Source organism: Streptococcus rubneri (assembly GCF_004785935.1).
In the GTDB taxonomy this organism is placed as follows: domain Bacteria; phylum Bacillota; class Bacilli; order Lactobacillales; family Streptococcaceae; genus Streptococcus; species Streptococcus rubneri.
In genome coordinates this window covers 94,277-112,640 of record NZ_SRRP01000003.1, presented here as the reverse complement: position 1 = coordinate 112,640, position 18,364 = coordinate 94,277, and the positions used below count along the sequence as shown (strand labels likewise).

General features: G+C 40.7%; 31 protein-coding genes. All 31 read right to left on the bottom strand.

Translation table 11 applies throughout. The annotated features are described in order from the left end of the window. Nucleotides 1–163 precede the first annotated feature (163 nt). Complete coding sequence (locus E5S68_RS10485) at nucleotides 164–1,465, bottom strand: glutamate-cysteine ligase family protein (RefSeq protein WP_135783487.1); 1,302 nt, start codon at nucleotides 1,463–1,465, stop codon at nucleotides 164–166. Between the two features lie 196 nt (nucleotides 1,466–1,661). Continuing rightward, nucleotides 1,662–2,048 (bottom strand): 50S ribosomal protein L17, encoded by a 387-nt coding sequence (rplQ, locus tag E5S68_RS10480; protein WP_006595176.1) that lies wholly within the window; start codon nucleotides 2,046–2,048, stop codon nucleotides 1,662–1,664. A gap of 11 nt (nucleotides 2,049–2,059) precedes the next feature. After that, nucleotides 2,060–2,998, bottom strand: coding sequence for a DNA-directed RNA polymerase subunit alpha (locus tag E5S68_RS10475; RefSeq protein WP_135783486.1), 939 nt, complete (start codon nucleotides 2,996–2,998; stop codon nucleotides 2,060–2,062). Nucleotides 2,999–3,043: 45 nt separating this feature from the next. Next, nucleotides 3,044–3,427, bottom strand: coding sequence for a 30S ribosomal protein S11 (gene rpsK, locus E5S68_RS10470; RefSeq protein WP_001118385.1), 384 nt, complete (start codon nucleotides 3,425–3,427; stop codon nucleotides 3,044–3,046). Nucleotides 3,428–3,453: 26 nt separating this feature from the next. Next, a complete protein-coding gene (gene rpsM / locus E5S68_RS10465; RefSeq protein WP_003009631.1) occupies nucleotides 3,454–3,819 on the bottom strand; it encodes a 30S ribosomal protein S13 in 366 nt (121 codons plus the stop codon). Between the two features lie 17 nt (nucleotides 3,820–3,836). Next, the gene (rpmJ, locus tag E5S68_RS10460; RefSeq protein ID WP_001808836.1) at nucleotides 3,837–3,953 is read right to left on the bottom strand and encodes a 50S ribosomal protein L36; all 117 of its coding nucleotides are present in this window, start codon (nucleotides 3,951–3,953) and stop codon (nucleotides 3,837–3,839) included. Between the two features lie 23 nt (nucleotides 3,954–3,976). Next, a complete protein-coding gene (infA, locus tag E5S68_RS10455) occupies nucleotides 3,977–4,195 on the bottom strand; it encodes a translation initiation factor IF-1 (protein WP_001029883.1) in 219 nt (72 codons plus the stop codon). 116 nt (nucleotides 4,196–4,311) lie between these two features. Continuing rightward, nucleotides 4,312–4,950, bottom strand: a complete 639-nt coding sequence (locus tag E5S68_RS10450) for an adenylate kinase (RefSeq protein ID WP_135783485.1) — start codon at nucleotides 4,948–4,950, stop codon at nucleotides 4,312–4,314. Nucleotides 4,951–5,046: 96 nt separating this feature from the next. Next, nucleotides 5,047–6,357, bottom strand: a complete 1,311-nt coding sequence (gene secY, locus E5S68_RS10445) for a preprotein translocase subunit SecY (RefSeq protein WP_135783484.1) — start codon at nucleotides 6,355–6,357, stop codon at nucleotides 5,047–5,049. A gap of 12 nt (nucleotides 6,358–6,369) precedes the next feature. Beyond that, nucleotides 6,370–6,810: a 50S ribosomal protein L15 gene (gene rplO / locus E5S68_RS10440; RefSeq protein WP_135783483.1), complete on the bottom strand. Its 441-nt coding sequence runs from the start codon at nucleotides 6,808–6,810 to the stop codon at nucleotides 6,370–6,372. A gap of 145 nt (nucleotides 6,811–6,955) precedes the next feature. Further along, nucleotides 6,956–7,138: a 50S ribosomal protein L30 gene (rpmD, locus tag E5S68_RS10435; protein ID WP_002894509.1), complete on the bottom strand. Its 183-nt coding sequence runs from the start codon at nucleotides 7,136–7,138 to the stop codon at nucleotides 6,956–6,958. A 14-nt stretch (nucleotides 7,139–7,152) separates the two neighbouring features. Beyond that, nucleotides 7,153–7,647: a 30S ribosomal protein S5 gene (rpsE, locus tag E5S68_RS10430; RefSeq protein WP_135783482.1), complete on the bottom strand. Its 495-nt coding sequence runs from the start codon at nucleotides 7,645–7,647 to the stop codon at nucleotides 7,153–7,155. Nucleotides 7,648–7,664: 17 nt separating this feature from the next. After that, a complete protein-coding gene (rplR, locus tag E5S68_RS10425) occupies nucleotides 7,665–8,021 on the bottom strand; it encodes a 50S ribosomal protein L18 (protein ID WP_003010871.1) in 357 nt (118 codons plus the stop codon). A gap of 83 nt (nucleotides 8,022–8,104) precedes the next feature. Further along, complete coding sequence (gene rplF / locus E5S68_RS10420; RefSeq protein WP_135783481.1) at nucleotides 8,105–8,641, bottom strand: 50S ribosomal protein L6; 537 nt, start codon at nucleotides 8,639–8,641, stop codon at nucleotides 8,105–8,107. A 188-nt stretch (nucleotides 8,642–8,829) separates the two neighbouring features. After that, a complete protein-coding gene (gene rpsH, locus E5S68_RS10415) occupies nucleotides 8,830–9,228 on the bottom strand; it encodes a 30S ribosomal protein S8 (protein ID WP_126403631.1) in 399 nt (132 codons plus the stop codon). Nucleotides 9,229–9,439: 211 nt separating this feature from the next. Beyond that, nucleotides 9,440–9,625: a type Z 30S ribosomal protein S14 gene (locus tag E5S68_RS10410; RefSeq protein ID WP_001085699.1), complete on the bottom strand. Its 186-nt coding sequence runs from the start codon at nucleotides 9,623–9,625 to the stop codon at nucleotides 9,440–9,442. Nucleotides 9,626–9,642: 17 nt separating this feature from the next. Continuing rightward, nucleotides 9,643–10,185 (bottom strand): 50S ribosomal protein L5, encoded by a 543-nt coding sequence (rplE, locus tag E5S68_RS10405; protein ID WP_006595184.1) that lies wholly within the window; start codon nucleotides 10,183–10,185, stop codon nucleotides 9,643–9,645. A 23-nt stretch (nucleotides 10,186–10,208) separates the two neighbouring features. Then, nucleotides 10,209–10,514: a 50S ribosomal protein L24 gene (gene rplX / locus E5S68_RS10400; protein WP_006595185.1), complete on the bottom strand. Its 306-nt coding sequence runs from the start codon at nucleotides 10,512–10,514 to the stop codon at nucleotides 10,209–10,211. Nucleotides 10,515–10,590: 76 nt separating this feature from the next. Then, nucleotides 10,591–10,959 carry a 50S ribosomal protein L14 gene (rplN, locus tag E5S68_RS10395; RefSeq protein WP_123159678.1) on the bottom strand — a complete coding sequence of 123 codons (369 nt, stop codon included), beginning with the start codon at nucleotides 10,957–10,959 and terminating at the stop codon, nucleotides 10,591–10,593. 25 nt (nucleotides 10,960–10,984) lie between these two features. Then, nucleotides 10,985–11,245 carry a 30S ribosomal protein S17 gene (gene rpsQ, locus E5S68_RS10390; protein ID WP_000440801.1) on the bottom strand — a complete coding sequence of 87 codons (261 nt, stop codon included), beginning with the start codon at nucleotides 11,243–11,245 and terminating at the stop codon, nucleotides 10,985–10,987. Between the two features lie 23 nt (nucleotides 11,246–11,268). Beyond that, the gene (rpmC, locus tag E5S68_RS10385) at nucleotides 11,269–11,475 is read right to left on the bottom strand and encodes a 50S ribosomal protein L29 (protein WP_003002350.1); all 207 of its coding nucleotides are present in this window, start codon (nucleotides 11,473–11,475) and stop codon (nucleotides 11,269–11,271) included. 9 nt (nucleotides 11,476–11,484) lie between these two features. Further along, nucleotides 11,485–11,898, bottom strand: coding sequence for a 50S ribosomal protein L16 (gene rplP, locus E5S68_RS10380; protein ID WP_023024998.1), 414 nt, complete (start codon nucleotides 11,896–11,898; stop codon nucleotides 11,485–11,487). A 3-nt stretch (nucleotides 11,899–11,901) separates the two neighbouring features. Next, nucleotides 11,902–12,555 carry a 30S ribosomal protein S3 gene (gene rpsC / locus E5S68_RS10375; protein WP_006595187.1) on the bottom strand — a complete coding sequence of 218 codons (654 nt, stop codon included), beginning with the start codon at nucleotides 12,553–12,555 and terminating at the stop codon, nucleotides 11,902–11,904. A gap of 12 nt (nucleotides 12,556–12,567) precedes the next feature. Beyond that, a complete protein-coding gene (gene rplV / locus E5S68_RS10370; protein WP_006595188.1) occupies nucleotides 12,568–12,912 on the bottom strand; it encodes a 50S ribosomal protein L22 in 345 nt (114 codons plus the stop codon). An 11-nt stretch (nucleotides 12,913–12,923) separates the two neighbouring features. Next, entirely contained in the window at nucleotides 12,924–13,205 is a 282-nt protein-coding gene (gene rpsS / locus E5S68_RS10365; RefSeq protein ID WP_000533766.1) for a 30S ribosomal protein S19, read from the bottom strand. A 102-nt stretch (nucleotides 13,206–13,307) separates the two neighbouring features. Continuing rightward, complete coding sequence (gene rplB, locus E5S68_RS10360; protein WP_061564620.1) at nucleotides 13,308–14,141, bottom strand: 50S ribosomal protein L2; 834 nt, start codon at nucleotides 14,139–14,141, stop codon at nucleotides 13,308–13,310. Nucleotides 14,142–14,158: 17 nt separating this feature from the next. Next, entirely contained in the window at nucleotides 14,159–14,455 is a 297-nt protein-coding gene (locus E5S68_RS10355; protein ID WP_003009593.1) for a 50S ribosomal protein L23, read from the bottom strand. Further along, complete coding sequence (gene rplD / locus E5S68_RS10350) at nucleotides 14,455–15,078, bottom strand: 50S ribosomal protein L4 (protein WP_003009591.1); 624 nt, start codon at nucleotides 15,076–15,078, stop codon at nucleotides 14,455–14,457. Before rplD ends, E5S68_RS10355 begins: the two co-directional genes overlap by 1 nt. Nucleotides 15,079–15,102: 24 nt before the next feature. Next, nucleotides 15,103–15,729 (bottom strand): 50S ribosomal protein L3, encoded by a 627-nt coding sequence (gene rplC, locus E5S68_RS10345; RefSeq protein WP_003010846.1) that lies wholly within the window; start codon nucleotides 15,727–15,729, stop codon nucleotides 15,103–15,105. Nucleotides 15,730–15,811: 82 nt separating this feature from the next. Beyond that, entirely contained in the window at nucleotides 15,812–16,120 is a 309-nt protein-coding gene (gene rpsJ / locus E5S68_RS10340; RefSeq protein WP_003009585.1) for a 30S ribosomal protein S10, read from the bottom strand. 1,073 nt (nucleotides 16,121–17,193) lie between these two features. Beyond that, entirely contained in the window at nucleotides 17,194–18,336 is a 1,143-nt protein-coding gene (gene tgt, locus E5S68_RS10330) for a tRNA guanosine(34) transglycosylase Tgt (protein WP_023024993.1), read from the bottom strand. Nucleotides 18,337–18,364: the final 28 nt, after the last annotated feature.

Sequence of the window (18,364 nt, the reverse complement as noted above, 5' to 3'; positions counted from 1 at the left end):
TAGTTATAGTGCCCTGCACATTGGTTCGTCTTGTTCAGTTTTCAAAGGTCTTTGTCGCTCTCGCGCGACAACTATATTAGTATATCACGCATCACTCGTCTTGTCAATAACTTTTTTCTATTTTTTTTATTTTTTTAACAAATTAGAAAAAACGCTTGATATATCAGCGTTCTTCTAATTCTTCAATTATTGACTCAAGATACCATTCTTCACCTTTTTCTCTTTTTATCAACCCATTTTTTGCAATTTCTAATAGATCCTTTGAAAAGTGTTTGATTTTGATTACCTCTTCACTTGATAATGTTTTTTTAGAATACTGTTTTCTTAATTCTTTAGGGCTTTCTTTTTGAAAATCAAAATAAGGATTGTTTTTTAGGTAAGCATCTAATTGATGATTATTTTCATAAAGGCCAACATGAAAAGCTATTGGAGTGAAAGTCCGACTTAAGGGTTGAGTGCAAGTGCTCCTAAATTCAATCGTCCCTCTTGTTGTTAAGTCTTGAAAATGGTAGCTTCTATGATTGTGAAAATCATCTTCTTTCGGTTGTATTTCTTTACTGGAACCATCTAACCGATAAGCTAAGATTTTATCTTGCTTTAGGTATTCTTTGGCTCTGATTGGTTTAAAATAAAGAATCTCTTCTCCACGATAAGCATAAAACAGTGACGTTTGTAGTAAATATTCAACATAAGCTTGATCTGTCGTATAGTCTTCTGGATTTACTCCGACATTTTCTGGGTAATAACCATGCATTGATGCTTCCCAAAAAATATCTCTTGAAATCCTAGTATCCCAGTTTTCGCCTTCAAAAATTGAATTAGCAAATAGATAGGCTTTTGCAGCTTCTACTTTATTCATTGCATTAATGATCTTTAAATAATTACTTTTTGAAACATCTAATTGCACCTGGTTTCCACAAATAAAAGTTCCATAATCTGGATACCGATGGTATTTCTCCTGATTTTCATTTTCAGCCAGCTTAAGAAATTGAACCAACATCTTATAGCGATCAATTTTAACTGGGCTGTTATCATTTTCCTTCCAGTATGGATGTATTCCTCTTCCTTCAATTTGGTGCTTTCTCTCTCTTAGAAATGGCTGAATAAGGTTTAGGTAATGAGTGAATCTCTTTTCAACTTCTTGAATGGTTTTTGATTTCTCAAACGCGAATTCGATTGTATTATAAGAGAGTTCAAATACAATTTGATCCTTATTTTTATCATGACTTAATTGAACAGGATTTCCATCATCATCTTCTTTAATTATTTTAAAGTCTTCGACTTTTAGCAAGTACCTGAACAAGTCTTTAGAAACCCTTGTATCTGTTTTTCCACCCAATAGATTAATAATCGGAAATTCTAACTCGATTCCAATATACTTTTCGGGTTCTTCCTTAAGAGAGGTAAGGTATCTTTTGGTCAGCAGTGCCTCAGCACAAACTTCTTTTTTTTGTTTTTCTGTCATAACTGTTCTATTATATCAAAAAACGCCTGCTTACGAAATTGTTTTAAATTAAAGCAATTTCGTAAACAAGCGTCTACCATTTACCTCAATATGATGAGTGTTACCGCTAGGATAAATCCTAGCGGCAGACCAGAGCTAGACTAAGAAGAACCGTTTAGTCCTTCCAACATCATAACACTCAACAAAATTGATGATTTTATACTAATTCGATAATTGCCATTGGCGCAGCATCCCCACGGCGTGGTTCAGTTTTAAGGATACGAGTATATCCACCATTGCGCTCAGCATAACGTGGTGCAAGTTCAGAGAACAATTTTTGAAGTGCAGTTGTTTCTGAGTATTTACCAGTTTCTTCATCAAAGTTTTGTGATGCAACTTCGTTACGTACGTAAGCAGCTGCTTGACGACGTGCGTGCAAGTCACCACGTTTACCTAAAGTAATCATTTTTTCAACTGATTTACGGATTTCTTTTGCACGTGCTTCAGTTGTTACGATTGCTTCATTGATGATAAGATCAGTTGTCAAATCACGAAGCATTGCTTTACGTTGTGAGCTAGTGCGTCCTAGTTTACGGTAAGCCATGTATTCCTCCTCTATTTATCGTTTTTTAGCCCAAGGCCTAAATCGGCAAGCTTAACTTTAACTTCTTCGAGACTCTTACGTCCAAGGTTACGAACCTTCATCATTTCTGGTTCAGACTTTTCTGTTAAATCGTACACCGTATTGATACCGGCACGTTTCAAGCAGTTGTATGAACGAACAGAAAGATCCAATTCTTCGATGGTGCGTTCTAGTACTCGATCGTCTGATGCTGTATCCGCTTCCTTCATAACATCTGTCGCAATTGCGATTTCTGTAAGGTTTGTAAAGAGGTTAAGGTGTTCTGTCAAAATGCGAGCAGAAAGACCTAGAGCATCTTCTGGAATAATTGTTCCATTTGTTAAGATTTCAAGGGTTAGTTTGTCAAAACCATCGTTGCTACCAACGCGTGCTGGTTCAACTTGGTAATTAACTTTTGTCACTGGCGTATAGATTGAATCTACAGCAAGTGTACCTACTGGTGCATCATCTTTTTTATTCTGATCAGCTGGGACATAACCACGACCGCTATTCACTGTCAAAGTTGCTTTAAAGCTTGATCCTTCACCGATTGTAAAAAGATAATGATCAGGGTTTACAATTTCAATGTCACTATCTGTAAGAATATCTCCAGCAGTTACTTCTGCAGGACCTTCTACATCAAGTTCAATAATCTTTTCGTCTTGGACGTAAGATTTTACAGCGATTCCTTTAACGTTAAGAATGATTTGCATAACGTCTTCACGGACACCTGGAACTGTATCAAATTCGTGCAATACACCTTCAATGTTAATTGAAGTAACAGCAGCACCTGGAAGTGAAGCTAATAATACGCGACGAAGAGAGTTCCCCAGTGTTGTACCATAACCGCGTTCAAGCGGTTCTACTACAAATACACCGTAATCTTTATTTTCATCAATTTTTGTTATATTTGGTTTTTCAAACTCAATCATTTGCTATACTCCCTCTGAAACGAAAAGCTGTGTAATTGTTGATGATTATACACGGCGACGTTTTGGAGGACGAGCACCATTGTGTGGCACAGGAGTCACATCGCGGATCGCAGTAACTTCAAGACCAGCAGCAGCAAGCGCACGAATAGCAGACTCACGACCAGATCCAGGACCTTTAACAGTAACTTCTACTGATTTAAGACCATGTTCTTGAGCAGATTTTGCAGCAGCTTCTGAAGCCATTTGTGCAGCAAATGGTGTAGATTTACGAGAACCTTTGAAACCAAGAGCACCTGCAGATGACCATGCAATTGCGTTACCATGCACATCAGTAATCATAACAATTGTGTTATTAAATGTTGCGTGAATATGAGCAATACCTGATTCGATATTCTTTTTCACACGACGTTTACGTGTTGGTTTAGCCAAGATTTTTACCTCCTTATTTTATTTTCTTATTTTTTCTTACCTGCAATCGCAACAGCTTTACCTTTACGAGTGCGAGCATTGTTTTTAGTGTTTTGTCCACGAACAGGAAGTCCACGACGATGACGGATACCACGGTATGAACCGATTTCCATCAAACGTTTAATGTTCAAGTTCACTTCACGACGAAGGTCACCTTCTACTTTAATTGCGTCAACTTCACGACGGATAGCATCTTCTTGATCTGGTGTAAGGTCACGAACACGAATATCTTCAGAAACACCTGCAGCAGCAAGAATTTTCTTAGATGTTGGAAGTCCAATACCGTATACATAAGTCAATGAAATTACTACACGTTTGTCATTTGGAATGTCAACTCCAGCAATACGAGCCATGTTTTCTCCTTTCTATCTTATCCTTGACGTTGTTTGTGTTTTGGATTTGCTGGGCAAATTACCATAACACGACCATTACGACGAATTACTTTACAGTATTCGCAAATTGGTTTGACCGATGGTCTTACTTTCATTTTTATCCCTCCAAGTTTTTCGATTATTTAAAGCGGTATGTGATACGTCCACGTGTCAAATCGTACGGACTCATCTCCACAGTAACACGATCTCCCGCTAAAATACGAATATAGTTTTTACGAATTTTACCAGAAACTGTTGCTAAAATCTGATGTCCATTTTCAAGTTCAACCGTAAACATAGCATTCGGCATGGTATCAACTACTTTGCCTTCTACTTCAATCACATCGTCTTTTGCCACGCAAAAGTACCTCCATAAATTTCGATTCATTCCTCTGAGCACAGAGGTAACAATTATAAGTCAGACTAATTCATTGTATCACTTGTTGTCAAATATTGCAAGTGACTAAAACGTTTTTATTTCAAATTCTCCAAGACTTCTTGGATATCTTTGAAGACGTCGTTAATGTCTTGATTCCCTTCAATATCATGAACCAATCCTTTAGCACGATAATGAGCAAGAATTGGCTCTCCTTGAGCAATGTTCACATCCAAACGACGTTTAACCGTTTCTGGTTTATCGTCTTCACGTTGGTAATAGTCTTCTTCCTTGTAGTCAGCCGGCGGATTGAATACTTTGTGGTAAGTTTCACCTGTTTCACGGTGAATGATGCGACCACTCAAGCGTTCAAGAAGGCAAGATGGATCTACTACGATGTTAATTACTCCCTCAAGGTCAAGACCAAGGTCTACCAAAATTTGATCCAAAGCGTGTGCTTGTTCAATGGTACGAGGGAAACCGTCTAAGAGGAACCCTTTTTCCTTAATATCATCTTGAGCTAGGCGTTCTTTTACGATTCCATTGGTTACATCATCAGGTACTAATTCACCTTTGTCAATGTAGGACTTCGCTAAAACACCCATTTCTGTTTGGTTAGCCATTGCAGCACGGAACATATCCCCTGTTGAGATGTGCGCAACTTGAAATTGTTCCACAATCTTAGCCGCTTGTGTTCCCTTACCTGCTCCAGGTAATCCCATGATTAATAAATTCATAATCATTTGCTCCTTATTTTGTTTTTAAATAAGTCTGTTACGAACTAACAAACTTATTCAAAAACAAAATAGAAGGTTGACAATGTCAACCTAATTCTATTCTGTTGTTCTATCCATGAAACCAACGTATTTGCGTTTCAACAAGTAACCTTCTAGTTGTTTCATTCCTTCAATACCTGTCGAGATAATGATCAAGAGACTAGTTCCTCCAAGAGCAACTGTATCTGTTAGACCGAAGACATCACGAGCAAGAATTGGGATGATGGTGATAAATCCGAGGAAGAGAGAACCAACAGTTGCCAATCGTCTAAGCAGACGAGACATGTATTCTTCCGTTCCTTTCCCTGGACGAACACCTGGGATGTAAGCTCCACTCTTTTGTAGATTTTCCGCAGTTTTTTCTGGGTTAATCTGCACAAAAGTATAGAAGAATGTAAATAGAATGATCAACAAGGCATACATCGCTACACCAGTAGGTGTATTGGTTGCTAGCATAGATTGAGCCGTTCGAACCCACCCAGCATTATAGCCCATAGCGCTAATAACTTGGAAAATCGCTGCTGGGGCAGCAGTAATCGAACTTGCAAAGATGACCGGAATAACCCCGGCTGGGTTTACCTTCAATGGAAGGTATGAACTAGACGGTGCACCCTGAGCAATCTTTGTGTATTGAATTGGAATTTTGTACTGTGCTTGTTCTACAAAGGTTGTAAAGTAGATAATCACTAAAATAGCTAGAATTAAAACACCTACAAAAGTTAAGGAATTGGTCAGCTGACCCGACCGAACGTTTACAAATGAATTTTCGTAAACTTCTTTGATCATTTCTGGGATAGATGAAACAATCCCTGCGAAGATGATCATGGATACACCATTCCCGTATCCCTTATCTGAAATTTGCTCTCCCAACCAAGTCACAATCATCGAACCAGTTGTTAAAATCGCACCAATCAAGATGTAAGTTTCAACATTTGGTGTAGCTACTAATTTAGCTTGTGACAGTGTGTGGAATGTTGCAGTAATCCCAATTGACTGGACAAAAGCAAGAACCAGGGCTATATAGCGAGTCGCTTGATTCAACTTTCTCCGTCCAACTTCACCTTGTTTCCCCCATTCAACAAACTTCGGAAGCAAATCCATTTGAAGTAACTGAACAACGATGGAAGCTGTGATGTAAGGACTTACCCCAAGGGCGAATACAGAGAAGTTTCTCATAGCATTCCCTGACACCAAGCTCATCATATTCAAGAAGGAAACATCTTGTAAGTTGTTAAGGATTTTCGCATTCACACCAGGAACCGTAATAGTTGTCCCGATTCGGAAGACAAGTATGATAAAAATAGTAAATAAAATTTTTGATCGTACTTGTTTTACCTTAAATGCATCTTTTAATAATTTAAAGAACATAGGTCACCCCTCTTAGATGACTTCTACTGAACCACCTTTAGCAGTGATAGCTTCTTCAGCTGATTTAGAGAATTTAGCTGCCTTAACAGACAGTTTCTTTGTCAATTCTCCGTTACCAAGAATTTTAATTCCTGATTTTTCAGCTTTTACAATACCTGCTTCTACAAGTACTACTGGTGTTACTTCAGCACCATCTTCGAAGACGTTCAACTGATCAAGGTTTACAATCGCATATTCTTTAGCGTTGATGTTTGTAAATCCACGTTTTGGAAGACGACGGAACAATGGAGTTTGTCCACCTTCAAAGCCAAGACGTACACCGCCACCGCTACGAGCTTTTTGACCTTTTTGACCACGGCCAGAAGTTTTACCATTACCAGATGAAGTACCACGACCAACACGGTTGCGGACTTTACGTGAACCTGTAGCAGGTTGTAATTCATGAAGTTTCATTATTTAATTTCTCCTCTTTTGTAAATTGCTAACGCATGCAATCAGGAAAAGGTGTCCCGACTACAAACTCGCCTATACTTATATTTAGTTTTAGGGGTTGAGAAACTTCCCATACCCCTGAAAACTTTTTTCTATTATAAATAGATTATTTTACTTCTTCAACTGTTACCAAGTGAGATACTGCAGTGATCATTCCACGTACCGCTGGGTTATCTTCTTTAATAACAGAGCTGTTCAATTTGCCAAGTCCAAGTGCTACAACAGTTTTACGTTGTGACGGGATGCGTCCGATTGGAGACTTAGTCAAAGTAATTTTAATTTGAGCCATTTGAATCTCCTTTCTTAAGCCAAGTCAGAAACTGAAATACCACGAAGGGCAGCAACTTCTTCAGCACGTTTCAATTGAGCTAATCCTTCCACTGTTGCACGAACAATGTTGATTGGAGTGTTTGATCCAAGTGATTTAGATGTTACATCTGCAATACCTGCCAATTCGACAACGGCACGAACTGCACCACCTGCAGCAACCCCCGCCCCTTCGATAGCTGGTTTCAACAATACACGAGCTCCACCAAATACTGATGTTACTTCGTGAGGAATTGTTGTTCCAACCATTGGAACTTCAATCAATTTTTTCTTAGCATCTTCTACTGCTTTACGGATTGCTTCTGGTACTTCTTGAGCTTTACCTGTACCAAAACCAACACGTCCGTTACGGTCACCAACAACTACAAGAGCCGCAAAGCGAAGACGACGTCCACCTTTAACAACTTTTGTAACACGGTTGATGGCAACTACACGTTCTTCAAGTTCAACTGCATTGTCTTTAAATGCCATTTTCTAGTGTCCTCCTATTAGAATTTCAATCCGTTTTCACGAGCTGCATCAGCCAAAGCTTTAACACGTCCGTGATATAGATATCCACCGCGGTCGAACACCACTTCAGAAATACCTTTAGCAACTGCACGTTCAGCAACAAGTTTGCCGACAACAACGGCTTGTTCAGTTTTAGTTCCTTTTGAAACTTCTTTGTCAAGAGTTGAAGCGCTTGCGAGCGTTACACCCGCTACGTCATCAATTACTTGAGCGTAGATGCCTGTATTAGAACGGAATACGTTCAAACGTGGGCGATCAGCAGTTCCAGAGAGTTTTCCGCGAACGCGACGGTGGCGTTTTTGACGGATTTTATTTTTATCTGGTTTCGAAATCACAATTTTCACCTCTTAATTTTAAAATCATGTGCTAAGCACTGAGTTGGAAAATAGGTGGGTGGTTGACATACAACCACTCAACATTATTTACCTGTTTTACCTTCTTTACGGCGAACGAATTCACCAACATAACGGATCCCTTTACCTTTGTAAGGTTCTGGTGAACGAAGGCTACGTACATAAGCAGCTGTTTGACCAACTACTTCTTTTGAAATTCCGCTGATAACGATAGTCGTTGGGTTTGGAAGTTCAAAAGTAATTCCTTCTGGAGCTTCAACTTCGTCTGGATGAGATTTACCTACAGCCAAAACAAGTTTTGATCCTTGAAGTTGTGCACGGTAACCAACCCCGCGCATTTCAAGTTCTTTCTTGAATCCTTCTGAAACACCAACAACCATGTTGTTCAAAAGGGCACGAGTAGTTCCGTGGATAGTTTTCATTTCTTTTGAATCGTTTGGACGGTGAAGTGTTACTTCAGTTCCTTCCACACGGATTTCAATATCCTTTGAGAACTCACGAGTAAGTTCTCCTTTAGGTCCTTTTACAGTTACAACGTTGCCATTGTTAGTGAGTTCAACACCAGCAGGCAACACGATAACTTTATTACCAATACGTGACATGTTTTTATTCTCCTGTTAAATTGTCAGGCCTTTGAAGGCCAGTTTTCACGGGGTTTAAATCTTTTTGATTTAAAAGTTAATGTTTAGGTCTCAATTTCTAAGTGAATCGAGGCATTGTCTCGCAGACATAACTTTGGGTTAGGCAAGAGACAATAACGAAGAGTCACAACGAAATTGGGAGCTAAATATTACCAAACGTAAGCGATAACTTCCCCACCAACGTTCTTTTGGCGTGCTTCCTTATCGGTAAGCAAACCTTCAGAAGTTGAAAGGATAGCAATTCCAAGTCCGTTAAGAACTTTTGGAAGATCTTCACGTTTTTTGTAAACACGCAAACCTGGTTTAGAAACACGTTTCAAGTTTGTGATAACTTTTTCACCGTTTGTTCCGTATTTCAAGAACACGCGGATGATTCCTTGTTTGTCATCTTCGATTACTTCAACGTTTTTTACAAAACCTTCGCGTTTAAGGATTTCAGCAATCCCTTTTTTGATATTTGATGCAGGTACTTCAAGTACTTCGTGTTTTGCTTGGTTAGCATTACGAATACGAGTTAGGAAGTCTGCGATTGGGTCAGTCATAACCATTTTTATTTCTCCTCTTACTAGTAGTTTGAATGTTTCACTTGCTAGTTAATGATTGAGCTGGGCTCAGAAAGTTTTGATACCTACAAATGAGAATGTTTCATTTGAACACGAGCTACAACCTATGCAAAAAAGATAGATTTGTTTTGGAGCGACGCCCCTGCACCAAATCTCCTATTTTTACTGTGGTTGTTACGCTCTTTGTATCATGATATTACCAAGATGCTTTAGTGACACCAGGGATTTGTCCTTTGTATGCCAATTCACGGAAGCAAACACGGCAAAGTTTAAACTTGCGGTAAACTGAGTGTGGACGTCCACAACGTTCACAGCGAGTGTATGCTTGAGTAGAGAACTTCGCTGGGCGTTTGTTCTTAGCAATCATAGATTTTTTAGCCATTAGTTTTACCTCCTATATTATTTTGCAAACGGCATACCAAGGCCAGTAAGCAATGCACGTGATTCTTCGTCTGTGTTCGCAGTAGTTACGATTACGATATCCAAACCACGAGTTTTATCAACATCATCAAAGTTGATTTCTGGGAAGATCAATTGTTCTTTCACACCAAGTGTGTAGTTTCCGCGTCCGTCAAATGATTTTGTTGGAACACCATGGAAGTCACGAACACGTGGAAGTGAAACTGAAACCAATTTGTCCAAGAATTCGTACATACGTTCGCCACGAAGAGTTACTTTCGCACCGATCGCTACACCTTCACGAAGACGGAAGCCGGCGATTGATTTTTTAGCTTTTGTGATAAGTGGTTTTTGACCTGAGATCAATGCCAATTCTTCAGCAGCTTTCTCAAGGTTTTTAGCGTTAGAAACAGCATCTCCAACACCCATGTTCAAAACGATCTTATCAACTTTTGGCACTGCCATAACTGATGAGTAGTTAAATTGTTCAGTCAAAGCTGGAACTACTTCATTAAGGTATTTTTCTTTTAAACGATTAGCCATTATACTTCTCCTTTCCTTCGTGATTAGTCAAGCACTTCGCCTGATTTTTTGTTATAACGAACTTTTTTGCCATCTACGAATTTGTAGCCAACACGTCCAGCAACTCCGTTCTTGTCCAAGACTTGAACGTTTGATACATGGATTGGAGCTTCTTTTTCAATGATAGCACCTTGAGGGTTTTCGTTATTTGGACGTTGGTGTTTCTTAACAAGGTTTACACCTTCAACAACAACTTTATTTACTTTTGGAAGAGCAGCAACGACTTTAGCTTCAACACCTTTGTCTTTACCAGCAATTACACGAACTTTGTCGCCAGTTTTTACAAACATTTTATTCTCCTTTTATTCTTACGCCCGATGGGCACCCTGGCCGTTGAGCCAGGGGACTGTGTTTGTGATTTTTAAATTAAAGTACTTCTGGAGCAAGTGATACGATCTTCATGAAACCACCGTCACGCAATTCACGAGCAACTGGGCCGAAGATACGAGTTCCGCGAGGAGTTTTGTCGTCACGGATGATCACTGCAGCATTTTCGTCGAACTTGATGTATGAACCATCTTTACGACGAGCACCTGATTTAGTACGAACGATAACAGCTTTTACAACGTCACCTTTTTTAACCGCACCACCAGGAGTAGCTTGTTTTACAGATGCCACAATAACATCACCGATGTTTGCAAATTTACGTCCTGAACCACCAAGAACTTTGATAGTCAAGATTTCGCGAGCACCGCTGTTGTCTGCGACTTTCAAACGAGTTTCTGTTTGAATCATTTCAGTTTTCTCCTTTCAGGTTTGATTAGATGATGACCGCTTCTTCAACAACTTCTACAAGACGGAAGCGTTTTGTAGCTGAAAGCGGACGAGTTTCCATGATACGAACGATATCGCCTTCTTTGGCAACATTGTTTTCATCATGAGCTTTGTATTTCTTAGAGTAGTTAATACGTTTACCATAGACTGGGTGGTTACGTTTAGTTTCAACTACAACTGTGATTGTTTTGTCCATTTTGTCAGACACAACACGTCCAACAAGAACTTTACGATTATTGCGTTCCATTGAAATTCTCCTTCCCTAGTCTATTATTTAGCTTCTGATTGAACAGTTTTGATACGAGCGATTTGTTTTTTCACTTCTTTCAAACGTCCAGTTTGTTCCAATTGACCAGCAGCCGCTTGGAAACGAAGTTCAAACAATTCTTTCTTCAATTCATTTTCACGCTTCGCGAGTTCTTCTTGAGAAAGACCACGAAGTTCTTTAACAAATTCTTTTACTTCTGTAAGTTTCATGACCTCTCCTTATTTTGCTTCACGTTTTACGAATTTACATTTAACTGGCAATTTGTGGCTTGCAAGACGAAGCGCTTCGCGAGCAATCTCTTCAGATACACCAGCAACTTCAAACATTACTTTACCACGTTTAACTGGTGCTACCCAACCTTCAGGTGCCCCTTTACCAGATCCCATACGTACCCCGATAGCTTTAGCGGTGTATGATTTGTGTGGGAAGATCTTGATCCAAACCTTACCACCACGTTTCATGTAACGAGTCATGGCAATACGAGCAGCTTCGATTTGGCGGTTAGTGATCCAGTGGCTAGTTGTAGCCTGAAGACCGTATTCACCGAATGATACTTCTTTTCCACCTTTTGCTTCACCGCGCATTTTACCACGGAATTCGCGACGGTGTTTTACACGTTTAGGTACTAACATTGGTTATTTACCTCCTTTAGCGTCTTTACGAGCTGGAAGAACTTCACCACGGTAGATCCATACTTTAACACCAAGTTTACCGTAAGTTGTATCTGCTTCTTCCCAAGCGTAATCGATGTCTGCGCGAAGTGTGTGGAGTGGAACTGTACCTTCTGAGTATCCTTCAGCACGGGCGATATCTGCACCGTTCAAACGACCTGATACTTGTGTTTTAATTCCTTTAGCCCCAGCGCGCATAGTACGTTGAATCGCTTGTTTTTGAGCACGACGGAAAGCCACACGTTGCTCCAATTGACGAGCAATTCCTTCACCAACAAGGTGAGCGTCCAAGTCAGGACGTTTGATCTCGATAATGTTGATGTGAACTTGTTTACCTGTCAATTTGTTAAGAGCTGCACGAAGTGCATCGACGTTTGCTCCACCTTTACCGATAACCATACCTGGTTTAGCAGTGTGAAGAGAAACGTTAACTTTGTTTACTGCGCGTTCGATTTCGATAGTAGAAACCGCTGCGTCAGCCAATTCTTTTTGAATAAATTTGCGGATTGCAAGATCTTCATGAAGGTAATCCGCGTATTCTTTTTCAGCATACCATTTGGCATCCCAATCACGGATGATGCCGACACGCATTCCAATTGGATGTACTTTTTGACCCACGATGTTACCTCCTTATTTTTCTGTCACAACCACTGTGATGTGGCTAGTGCGTTTGTTGATTGGTGAAGCTGAACCTTTCGCACGTGGACGGAAACGTTTCATTGTTGGTCCTTCGTTTGCGAATGCTTCAGATACTACCAAGTTTGCTTTTTCCAAACCAAAGTTGTTTTCAGCGTTTGCTACTGCTGAGTTCAACACTTTCAAGATGATTTCAGCTGCTTTGTTTGGAGTGAATTTCAAGATTGCTACTGCATCGGCTACGCTTTTACCACGGATGTTGTCAAGAACAAGACGTGATTTACGAGGTGAAACACGCACTGTACGAGCCATTGCTTTAGCTGAAGTAATTTCTGCCATTTATGTTCTCCTTATTTTCTACGTGTCTTCTTGTCATCTGCAGCGTGACCTTTGTAAGTACGAGTTGGTGCAAATTCACCAAGCTTGTGACCTACCATGTCTTCTTGGATGTAAACCGGTACGTGTTTACGTCCATCATAAACTGCGATAGTGTAACCAATGAAACTTGGGAAGATCGTTGAACGACGTGACCAAGTTTTGATAACTTTTTTCTTTTCGTCGTTAGCTTGAGCTTCAACTTTTTTCATCAAATGCTCATCGACGAAAGGTCCTTTTTTAAGACTGCGTCCCATTTTATTATTTTCTCCTTTAAATATAGTACCACAGCGGCTTGCGCTCACAAGGAGCGCTACCGAGCTGGCGGATCATCTAGCGCTTAAGCGACTAGTTTTAAATTATTTCTCGTTGCGACGACGAACGATAAGTTTGTCAGATTTCGCTTTCTTGTTACGAGTTTTAAGACCAAGAGCAGGTTTGCCCCATGGAGTAGATGGCGCTTTACGACCAACTGGTGCTTTACCTTCACCACCACCGTGTGGGTGATCATTCGGGTTCATTACAGAACCACGAACTGTTGGGCGGATACCTTTCCAACGGCTACGTCCAGCTTTACCAAGATTTACAAGTCCATGTTGTTCGTTTCCGACAACACCAACTGTAGCACGGCAAGTACCAAGGATCATTCGAACTTCGCCTGATTGAAGACGAACAAGAACATATTTACCTTCTTGACCCAATACTTGAGCAGAAGCTCCAGCAGCACGTACCAATTCTCCACCACGACCTGGTTTCAATTCGATGTTGTGGATCAAAGTACCAACTGGGATGTTAGCAAGTGGAAGAGCGTTTCCGACTTTGATATCTGCTTCTGGACCTGAAACGATGCGTTGACCAACTTCAAGACCTTTTGGAGCGATGATATAAGCTTTCACACCATCAGTGTAGTGTACCAAAGCGATGTTTGCAGAACGGTTTGGATCGTACTCAATTGTTTTTACAACTGCTTCAACGTTATCTTTGTTACGTTTGAAGTCGATCAAACGGTAATGACGTTTGTGTCCACCACCTTGGTGACGAACTGTGATACGTCCGTTATTGTTACGACCTGCTTTGCTCTTCAATGAAACGAGCAAAGATTTCTCTGGTGTGCTTGTTGTGATTTCAGCGAAATCCAAAGAAGTCATATTACGGCGACCGTTTGTTGTTGGTTTATAAACACGAATTCCCACGATATTTCCTCCTTAGATTATTCAGCTTCAGTAGCGAACAACTCGATTGCTTTTGAATCAGCTGCAAGCGTGATGATAGCTTTTTTAGTTTTTGAAGTAAAACCAGTGTAACGTCCAACGCGTTTTGCTTTAGGTTTTACGTTTACAGTGTTCACATTCGCAACTTTTACACCTTCAAAGGCAGCTTCAACAGCTTGTTTGATTAAAAGTTTGTGAGCGCGAGTGTCAACTTCGAATACATATTTGCCTGCTTCAAGTTGAGCCATTGACTTTTCAGTGATAACAGGTTTTTTGATAACATCATACAAATTCATTATGCAAGAACCTCCTCGATTTTAGAGATAGCTGCTTGAGTAACAAGAAGTTTGTCACTATTTGCGATGTCAAGAACACTTGCAGTTGTAGCAGTCGCAACTTTCACATTTGGAAGGTTACGAGCTGAAAGAGCTGCGAATTCGTTTCCTTCTTCAAGAATAACAAGGACTTTAGAATCGATGCTCAAAGCTGCAAGAACTTTTGCAAATTCAGCAGTTTTTGGAGCTGTAAATTCAAGAGAATCAACGGCTACAAATTTGTTTTCAGCAACTTTTTCTGAGTAAACAGATTTAAGTGCAAGGCGACGAACTTTTTGAGGAAGTTTGTACGCATAGCTACGTGGAGTTGGTCCGAAGACAATTCCACCACCGCGCCATTGTGGAGAGCGGATAGAACCTTGACGAGCACGTCCAGTTCCTTTTTGACGCCATGGTTTGCGTCCGCCACCTGAAACGGCTGAACGGTTTTTAACTGCGTGAGTTCCTTGACGAAGGCTAGCACGTTGGCTGATGATCACATCAAATACAACAGCTTGGTTTGGTTCGATACCAAAGATCGCATCGTTAAGAACAACTTCGCCCGCTTGTTTACCAGTTTGGTCGAATAATGTTACATTTGCCATTTTGACTGTATTCCCCTTTCCTTATTATTTACCAGCTTTAACTGCTGACTTGATAGTGATAAGAGATTTCTTAGCACCTGGTACGTTACCTTTAATAAGGATAACGTTCTTTTCTGGAACAACTTGTACAACTTCAAGATTTTGAATCGTTACACGATCGCCACCCATGCGTCCTGCAAGGTTTTTACCTTTGAATACACGGTTTGGCGCAACAGGTCCCATAGAACCTGGACGACGGTGGTAACGAGAACCGTGAGCCATAGGTCCACGTGATTGTCCGTGGCGTTTGATAACACCTTGGAAGCCTTTACCTTTAGAAGTACCAGTTACATCAACGATGTCTCCAGCTTCGAAAGTGTCAACTGTGATTTCAGCACCAACTTCCAAGCCTTCAACGTTTTTGAATTCACGAATGAAGCGCTTAGGAGCCGTGTTAGCTTTTGCTACATGTCCTTTAGCAGGTTTGTTGCTCAATACTTCGCGTTTGTCATCGAAACCGACTTGGATAGCGTTGTAACCATCTGTTTCAACAGTTTTAACTTGAAGAACAACGTTTGGAGTTGCTTCGATAACTGTTACAGGGATCAATTCGCCAGCTTCAGTGAAGATTTGAGTCATTCCCACTTTTTTCCCTAAGATTCCTTTTGTCATGAGAAAATAGTTCCTTTTCTATAGTTTTTATACAAAAAGTTTTTAACGAGCGTTTTTTATGCTCAAGGTATCAAGCTTTAGATTAAAGTTTGATTTCTACGTTTACACCACTTGGAAGATCCAATTTCATCAAAGCATCAACTGTTTTTTGAGTTGGGTTGATGATATCGATCAAACGTTTGTGTGTACGCATTTCGAATTGTTCGCGAGAATCTTTGTACTTGTGAGTCGCACGAATGATTGTGTAGAGGCTACGCTCAGTTGGAAGTGGGATTGGACCCGCAACTTGTGCACCTGTACGAGTAGCTGATTCTACGATTTTTGCAGCCGCTGTGTCAAGTGTACGGTGCTCGTACGCTTTCAAACGGATGCGGATTTTTTTGTTTGCCATCTTTTTCTCCTTTTCGTCTATTTAAGATAATAGGCTAGCTCCACAAGAAAACCGACGCGCGTTGCGTGGCAATGCAACCGAGCGTGTCGCAACCTCTTGCATCAAAGCTAATAGCTGTTTTTCACAGCACCATAGTAGTTTAACACAATGGAAGCCCCAATGCAAGGGATTTGAGCAGTTTTTTTCGTTTTTTTTGATGAAAGTGTTTTCGAAAGAAAAAGCGTACTAAAAAAGTCGCTATTATATAGAAAAAAGGGAGTGGGACAGAACGAATTTTGAATAAAAATCGTTCGTTGTCCCACCCCCGCAAGGCTGATTAGGTCATCTTTGGAGCTTAAAAGGCGAACAAAGATGCCAATCAGCTACTGCGTCTTGCAGTTATAACTATCATATATAAGAGACTGGACACTTTATGCCCAGCCTCTTTTCAGAATACAGACAAAGTTATCTTAGAAACTCTCCTTAGGTGAGGACGGACGTCAGCGAACTTCGAAGAAGTTCCATGACTTAGTTAAGATACAAAGGGCGTCTGCGGATAAAGTCAAAATAGGAAGTTTGACGCAGAATCTTTTGATTCTAGGAGAACTTATCTTTTTGACACGATCCGCAGCCCATGTTCAATTAGTTTTGGATCTAAGGCTCCAAAACTCCCGAGTGAGAGTGGGACAGAAATCGATAATTCGTTAGAATTCGATTTCGTCGTCCCACCTCCGCATAGTTGAGTAGGGCTGTAAAAGCTGATGAAATCAGCGTAGTAGAGCCCACTCAACCACTGCGTCTTGCTCGACAATCCAAAGACAATTGAGAGACCGGACTTTTGTCCCAGCCTCACTTTTCTCACAGCGGAAAGTTTCAGTATTTGTTTAAATGAACCTACTAGTCTATTATTTAAACTTTTTTCAGCTTCACTTAAATTATTTTTGATAAAGAAATTGTTTGTCAACGTTCTGAATACTGCTCCCCTGTAGAACTTTTCATTCTTTTTCAATATGAAACTGATCTTGTGATGTCTTGAAAAGACTGTCTACTTCATCTTTTTTTCCAAGATGGTCTATAATCTTTCGTGATCCATCCTAGAAATTCCGGCCTGACTTGTTATAGCCGTATTTTTCGACGAAATGTTCCCGGAATTCTAAAAGATTGTCGTCCATAATGGCTTGACGGACCTGCTTCATGAGGTTAATCAAGAAATAGAGGTTGTGATAACTGGTCAAACGAATGCCGAAGGTCTCATCTGCCTTAAGGAGGTGGCGAAGATAAGCCCGGGTGTAATTCTTACAAGTGTAGCAATCACATTCGTGATCTAGTGGCGTAAAGTCTTCAGCAAATTGTGCATTTTTTACCACCAGGCGTCCTTGACTAGTCATACAGGTACCGTTTCGCGCAATCCGCGTCGGCAAGACACAGTCAAACATATCCACTCCACGAATCACCCCATCAATCAGACTGTCTGGAGCTCCTACTCCCATGAGGTAGCGAGGCTTGTTTTCTGGTAGGAGAGGAGTTGTGAAGTCAAGCACGGCATTCATCTCTTCATGGCTTTCCCCAACAGCTAACCCACCAATAGAATAACCTGGGAAGTCCATGCTAACGAGATCACGCGCAGACTGACGGCGCAAGTCTTCAAAGCCAGCCCCTTGGACAATCCCGAAAAGACCTTGATCATGAGGGCGACGGTGAGCTTTTAGCCCACGTTCTGCCCAACGACTGGTCCGTTCGATTGATTTTTTTACATAATCGTAGGGTTGATAGAACTGGGGACATTCGTCAAAGGACATCATGATGTCGCTCCCTAGATTGTTTTGGATGGAAATGGCCTTTTCTGGAGAAAGGAACATTTTCGAGCCGTTGAGGTGGTTTTTAAAGGTCACCCCTTCTTCGGTGATATTGCGGGTATCTGCTAGTGAATAGACCTGGAAACCTCCACTATCCGTCAAAATGGGCTGGTCCCAGTTCATGAACTGGTGCAGACCACCTGCTTTTGCGACCAAGTCATCCCCTGGACGAAGCCAGAGATGGTAAGTATTAGCCAAGATAATGCCTGAACCCATCTCTTTAAGTTCTTCTGGTGATTGGGTCTTAACAGTTGCCTGAGTCCCTACAGGCATAAACATTGGGGTCGGGAAGGTCCCGTGGGGGGTGATAATTTCTCCCAACCGAGCTCCTGTATGCTTTTCTTTTTTAATCAATCGATATTGAATCGGTGAATCTGTCATGGTTACCTCCGTACTGGGAAATACAGTC